The sequence below is a fragment of the Xanthomonas sp. LMG 12461 genome (assembly GCF_009192935.1).
GTDB classification, from domain to species: Bacteria; Pseudomonadota; Gammaproteobacteria; order Xanthomonadales; family Xanthomonadaceae; genus Xanthomonas_A; species Xanthomonas_A sontii.
On the sequence record NZ_NQYT01000103.1, the window covers coordinates 1 to 6,009 of the forward strand.

Below are 6,009 nucleotides of genomic sequence, written 5' to 3' on the forward strand. Positions count from 1 at the left end.
TTCTCCCGAGGGGAGAAGGGAGAGGCCAAAACCCCTCTCCCTCCGGGAGAGGGGGGGTGAGGGTGAGGCAGCGCGCAGCGACAGCCCATCAACCCCGCATCGCGCAGACACGGTATCGCGCCCGTATCAACGACCATGCAGCAGCAGGGGCCAGACGTTCTTGCCAATCCTCAAGAGCTTCACCACGGCCGCAGGCCCGTCATCCCGACTCCCCAATCCCGACTACTTGATCGGCTCGTCCAGCATCAGTTCGCGCACGAACCGCACCGGTGGCGCGCCGTAGGACAGCACCTGGTCGTGGTAGGCCTTGAGGTTGAACTTGTCGCCGAGCTTGTCCTGCATCGCCTTGCGCAGGTCCAGGTGTTCCTGTACGCCGACGAAGTAGGTCGGCAGCTGCGCCGAAGTCAGCTGCGCGCGCACCCACTTGCCCTCGGCCTCGCTCTGCTGCTGGAAGGTGTCGTGGACCATCAGGTGCAGCGCCTGTTCCTTGCTCCAGCCGTCCACGTGCACGCCTTGGTCGAGCAGTGCGTTGGCGATGCTGCGCAGGTAGAACTTCAGCTGCACCAGGTGGAACAGCGGATCGTTGTCCAGATAACCCTGCTCCTGCATCATTCGCTCGGTGTACACCGCCCAGCCTTCGGCGAACACGCCCGAGCGCAGCACGCCGCGCAGCGTCGACGGGAACTTGGCCGAGTGCCAGCCTTCCACGTAATGCCCGGGCACGCCCTCGTGGATGCTCAGCAGGTGGATCATGCGGCTGTTGTACTCGCGCAGGAACGAGTCGGCCTGTTGTGCGTTCCAGTCGTCGGGGATCGGCGACACCGCGTAGAAGGTCTTCAGGTTCTTGTCCAGCGGACCGGGCGAATCGCAGTACGCCACCGCCACGCCGCGCTGGAATTCGGGCATCAGGATGATGTCCACCGGCGCATCGGGCAGGGTCACCAGATCCTTCTTGCGCACGAAGTCGGTAGCATCGGCCAGCGAGGCCTTGGCGTCCTCGACCACCTTGTCGCGCGCCGGATGCTGCGCATAGGCCAGCTCCAGCGCCGCCTCGATCGCCTTCTGCTGCTGTTCGTCGCTGGGCGCATCGACCAGGGCCGGCGCGCCGGGTTTGTCCTTGAGCACGGTGCGGGCGATGCCGTACATGTCCTGGCGCACGCGCGAGAGCTCGGCCTCGGCGCGCTGCTTGATGTCGGCGCGCGACAGCGAGGAATTGAGCGCGAACTTCAGCTTCTGGTCGTACTTCTCCGCGCCGAGGCGGAAGTCGCCCTTGGCGTTGGGCACCAGGGTCTGGTCCAGCCAGGTCTGCTGTTCGGCCACGGCCTTCTTCAGGCCCTCGATCGCCGCTTGCAGGCGCTGCGCGTCGGCCTGCGGCAGTTCCTGGATGTGCGGGACGATGAAGCTGTCGACGATGCTGAGGATGCCGCGGTTCTGCTTGGCCACGGTCTTGGCGCTGATCTCCGACACGCGGGCCGGGTCGAGGTTGGCGCGCGCCTGCGCGAACAGCGCCGGGATCTTCTCCATGCGCGCGGTGGCCGACTTCAGCCGCTCCGGCAGCGGCGCGAACTCGCGCGCCATCAGCCCGTAGATCGCGCCGCCGGCCAGGCCGTTGTAGACCTGTGGATCGGTCGCCCAGCCTTGTGCCACCTCGCTGTTCCAGATGTCCGACTGCAACTGGTTGCGCAGGATCGCCGCATCCACCTGGTTCTCGCGCGAGAGCTTGGTGACGTCGAGCTTGTCCAGCTCGGCCAGCAACTGCTTGCTCGCGTCCAGGCTCTTCTGCCGGCCCGCGGCGCTGAGGTCGTCCAGCTCACTGTCGTAGCGGTGATCGCCGGTCTGGGTGGCGCCGACCGGGGACAGCTGCATCCAGGTGTCGACGGCGCGCTTGGACAGTGCGGCGAAGCTGGCGTCGGCGGCCGCGTCGGGCGCGGCCGCGGCCTGGCCGGAGGCGTTGCTGGCGGCAGGCGCGTCGGCGGGTTTCTGGCAGCCGGCAAGGGCGGCGAGCAGGGCGGCGGCGAGCAGGTGCTTGCGCATCGGGGTTCCTGGAGTGGGTCGATCCGCCAGGGTAGCGCCGCTGTGGCTGCCGGCGCCCATGCCATTGGATTACCCTGGACGCCTTCGCCATTCAGGAGCACCGCAATGCAGGACAAGGGACGTCGCCATCTTGGCCATGTCGCACGCGACACCGCGTTCGATCCGGAGGGTGTCGCAGCGGCGGCTGGCACGCTCGATGTCGTCGCGCCTGCGCGTCGGCGCTGGTGTCGCTGGGGCGCTTCCCTGGCGCTGGCGGTGTCGATCGCTGCCTGCAGCCGCGGCGGCGAGAGCGCGGCGCTGCCGGCCGCCCATCTCTATTCCGCCGATGCCGCCAGTAGCGCGGCCAGTGCCGCCGAGGACGCAGCGCAGGCGGCAGAGGCAGCCGTCGCAGCGCCGCCGCCGAGTCCCGGCGCTTTCGCCATGCCGTCCCTGGCCTATGAGCACGAGGTCGATGTGGCATTGCCGGTGGCGCAGATTCCCGCACGCCTCAAGCAACTCCAGGAAAGCTGCCTTAAATCCAGTTTCGGCGCATGCACGGTGTTGCAGGTCGAGCAGCGCGGCGGCGAGCAGCCGCGCGGTGAGCTCAGCGTGCGGATCGCGCCGGCCGGGGTCGAGCCGTTGATCGCGCAGGCGGGCCAGGACGGCCAGATCGAAAGCCGCACCACCCATGCCGAGGACCTGGCGCAGGCGGTGCAGGACAACGACGCGCAGCGCCAGCGCCTGCAGGCCGAGCAGCGGCGCCTGCAGGAGTTCCAGCAGCGCCGCGATCTCAGCGTGGCCGACATGATCGCGCTGTCGGAAAAACTGGCCGCCGTGGAGACGCAATTGCTCGCCACCAGCCAGGAAGCCGCACAGCAGCGCCGGCGCCTGGATACGCAGCGGGTGACGCTGACGTTCTCGGCGCCGACCGCCGAGCGGAGCCGCAGCGACATCGGCGAGGCGCTGCACGACAGCGGCGAAATCTTCGCCGGATCGATCGCCTGGGCGATCCGCGCGGTGGTGGGGTTGGCCCCGTTCGTGCTGCTCGGCTATGCGTTCTGGCGGCTGATCGCCTGGCGCCGACGGCGTCGTCGTTCGGCCTAGGAGACAGGCGCGGTTCCCGTCCGATGAAATCGGGCGGGAGCGGATGGAGGTGAGCGCGCGCGGTGTTGCCACGCGTTGCCGACGGAACGGTGGCATGTCATCCAGCAGCCGTGAACGACGATGGGTGGCGGGTCGCGGCTGAAGCGGCTGCTACCGTTCTTCTCGTCTGACACTCGAGCTTGAGCAACAGCAAAACGACTCCTGCCGGGGCTCGCGATACATTGGCTGGGAGCACTGTGGGAGGGACTTCAGTCCCGACGTCTTGAAGTCGGGTACCTGAGGCACGGCTGGCGCCTCTGGAAATCCAGGATGCTGGCCATGGTAACGCCAGGACGCTGCGCCATGCGGCGCAACGTCCCGGATGCAGGCCCTCAGCCTTCGTCCTGTTCGAACTCCACGACCACGTCCAGTTCGAACGCCAGGGCTTCCACGGCCTCGCGCACCTTCTGGGCGGTGGCGGCGTTGCCGGCCTCCACTTCCACTTCGTGGGTGCCCGGCCCCTGGTCGTCGGGCAGGCCGGCGGAGCTGGAATCGTCGTCGTCCATGTGCGGCATCAGGTCGTCGATTTCCTCGACGTGCTCGATGCCGTCCAGGCTCGACAGCAGGTTGATGATGGCGCGGGCGTCGTCCTCGCTGCCGGTGATGCGGATGCGGAGCTGGGGCATGGGCCTTCCTCTTAGGGGGAAGGCGCAGGCTAGGCAGGCATCGGCTAAGACGGGGTGATGACGCGCTCAATGCATCGGCGCGACTGCATCCGGCCCGGCATGTTCGGCCACGTGCAGCAGCAGCGCCTCGGCGGCCGCGCGCAGCAGCGTCGGGGCGATGTAGCGGCGGTGCGCGGCGGCGATCAGCGCCATGTACAGGTGCCCGAAGCGGTTGCGGCAGGCCACCCGCGTTTCCAGGCTCAGTTCGGCGCTGCCGTCGTCGCGCAGCGTCACCCCGACGCAACTGCGGAACACCAGGTGGCGATCGTCGGCACCGAGCAGCACCTGCACGCGCCGCGCCTGCGCGGTGGAGGCCTGCGCCAGCACCGGAAACCGCCCGGCAAACAGTTGATCGCGCTGCGGCGACAGCAGCGAGGACACCGGGCAGCCCAGCGGCGAGGTGCGCAGCCGCAGCGGCGCCACCAGCACGTTGCGCAGGCGCATCAGCCAGGTCACGCCACGCGGCGGGTGCTGCAGGAAACCGTCCAGCAACGCCGTCATCAGCGCATGCGCACCCAGCGGCCGCAGCGCCTGCGCCGGCACCCTCAGCCGCACGCTGTCCTGGTGATGGTGCGCGGGCAGCTGCGGTTCGAGCAGCGAGCCGGGCAACAACTGCGGCGTCACCCGCGCTCGCGGCAGGCGCGGCGCCAGTGCCGCGAAGCCGGCCGGATGCCGCCAGGCACCCAGCCGCTGCCGCAGGCGACCGCTGAGGGCGCGCAGGCCGGCACACCAGGCCAGGCGCCGGCTGCCCGGCGAGGCCGCCAGCGACAGTCGCACGGTCGGTACGGCCAGCCCCTGCGCCTGCGGCGATGCCAGCAGGGTCGCGACCGGTGCCGGCAGCAATTCGGTGAGCGTGGCGATATCGGCAGTGCCGGCCAAGACCTGCGCGCGTACGTCCTCGGTAAGCGCGCCGCCGGCTTCGTCGCTGTGGCAGGACAGGGCGAAGAACGCCGGATGCCCGGACTGCGCACGCAGCGGCGCGAACTGGTGCCAGGTGCCGCCGCCGAAGCGCACGCTGAACAGGCAGTCGGCGGGCAATTCGACATGCCGCAGCGCGGCGAGGAAATGCTGCGGATCCTGCGCCAGCTGCGCCGGCGAGGCAGTGCTGAAACGCAGCAGCGCGCCGCCGCTGCCGGTGATCGCGGTGAACATGCGATGCCCAGCATGGCAATGGAACGGATGGCCGCCGCTGCCGACCGCGAACGAATACAGCGCGGTCGACTCGCCGTTGCCGAAATCGGTGCCGGCCAGGCGCGCCGAGGGTTCGTCCAGCGCGTCGCGGAACTGCGGATGCGCGCGCTGGCGCAGGCAGGCCTGGGCGATCAGCGGATCGCCGGCGCCGACGCCGAGCTGGGCGATCAGGATGACCTCCACCGGCAAGCCGCCGCTGTAGGAGGGCAGGCGCACCGAGGGGAATCCGGTCTGTGCGGCGGCGTGTTCGCTGAGCGGTGCGGCGGTCATCGGCGGACTCCTGTTGCCGTGGCGGAAGGATCAGGCGGTGCGCTTGGCTCGCTTGCGCGACTCGCGTTTGAGCGGGCCGGCGCTGGGGCAGATCTCGAAGGCGAAACCGCTGAGGGTGTTGACCAGGTTGTCGGGGGTGAGCCGGTAGACCACGAACTGGCCGCGACGCTCGCTCGCCACCAGCCCCGCCGCTTCCAGCACCGACAGGTGCCGCGAGATCGCTGGCGCGCTCATCGCGAAGCGCTGCCCGATCTCGCCGGCCGTGAGTTCCTGTGCCGACAGGTAGGCCAGGATCTCGCGGCGCGGGCGCGAGGCGAGGGCTTCGAAGACGCGGTCGATGGACATCGGGGATTAGCTAATTAACGAATTAGTTAATTAATGACGTGGTGTGTGTCGCTTGTCAATGGCGTCCTTGCTGGCGCCCCGTGGTTGAGCCGATTCGCGTGGTTTCCCGCAGGAGCGGCTTCAGCCGCGACACAGGCCGACCGGTAACGCCGCTGTCGCGGCTGAAGCCGCTCCTTGTATCTGGACATGTCGCCCCTAAACAGGCGTCATGTCTTCCGACTGATCATCGGAGGAGGTGTGGGAGGTCCAGTCGCTCCTAAAGCTTCGAGCTTGCATCGTAGATCGGCTCCGCCCTCCACATGCTGGCCCTTGTGTGTCCGAACGGTATCCAGAGTCCGCCTGCGGGCGTGAACTCGCATCGACAAGGCAGGACCGGGCCCAG

5 protein-coding genes are annotated in these 6,009 nt (G+C 68.9%); 1 reads left to right on the forward strand and 4 read right to left on the reverse strand.

Features of this window, described 5'->3' with window-relative positions:
* Positions 1-222: 222 nt before the first annotated feature.
* On the reverse strand, positions 223-2,034 hold the full coding sequence (locus CEK68_RS20195; RefSeq protein WP_152240458.1) for a DUF885 domain-containing protein: 1,812 nt from the start codon (positions 2,032-2,034) through the stop codon (positions 223-225).
* Positions 2,035-2,289: 255 nt separating this feature from the next.
* Here CEK68_RS20195 and CEK68_RS20200 point away from each other — a divergent pair, with 255 nt between their 5' ends.
* Entirely contained in the window at positions 2,290-3,117 is an 828-nt protein-coding gene (locus CEK68_RS20200) for a DUF4349 domain-containing protein (protein ID WP_152240460.1), read from the forward strand.
* Between the two features lie 371 nt (positions 3,118-3,488).
* Here the strand turns inward: CEK68_RS20200 and CEK68_RS20205 are convergent, their stop codons facing one another.
* The 3 genes from CEK68_RS20205 to CEK68_RS20215 all read right to left on the reverse strand — a co-directional run bounded on the left by CEK68_RS20205 (position 3,489) and on the right by CEK68_RS20215 (position 5,627).
* A complete protein-coding gene (locus tag CEK68_RS20205) occupies positions 3,489-3,782 on the reverse strand; it encodes a hypothetical protein (RefSeq protein ID WP_017909065.1) in 294 nt (97 codons plus the stop codon).
* A gap of 66 nt (positions 3,783-3,848) precedes the next feature.
* Positions 3,849-5,282 (reverse strand): DUF2867 domain-containing protein, encoded by a 1,434-nt coding sequence (locus CEK68_RS20210; protein WP_152240459.1) that lies wholly within the window; start codon positions 5,280-5,282, stop codon positions 3,849-3,851.
* Between the two features lie 30 nt (positions 5,283-5,312).
* Positions 5,313-5,627 (reverse strand): metalloregulator ArsR/SmtB family transcription factor, encoded by a 315-nt coding sequence (locus CEK68_RS20215; protein ID WP_150409007.1) that lies wholly within the window; start codon positions 5,625-5,627, stop codon positions 5,313-5,315.
* Between the last annotated feature and the right edge of the window lie 382 nt (positions 5,628-6,009).

Coding starts and splice junctions, on each gene's coding strand:
- CEK68_RS20195 (WP_152240458.1), bottom strand. CDS start 2,034: ATGCGCAAGCACCTGCTCGCCGCCGCCCTGCTCGCCGCCCTTGCCGGC.
- CEK68_RS20205 (WP_017909065.1), bottom strand. CDS start 3,782: ATGCCCCAGCTCCGCATCCGCATCACCGGCAGCGAGGACGACGCCCGC.
- CEK68_RS20210 (WP_152240459.1), bottom strand. CDS start 5,282: ATGACCGCCGCACCGCTCAGCGAACACGCCGCCGCACAGACCGGATTC.
- CEK68_RS20215 (WP_150409007.1), bottom strand. CDS start 5,627: ATGTCCATCGACCGCGTCTTCGAAGCCCTCGCCTCGCGCCCGCGCCGC.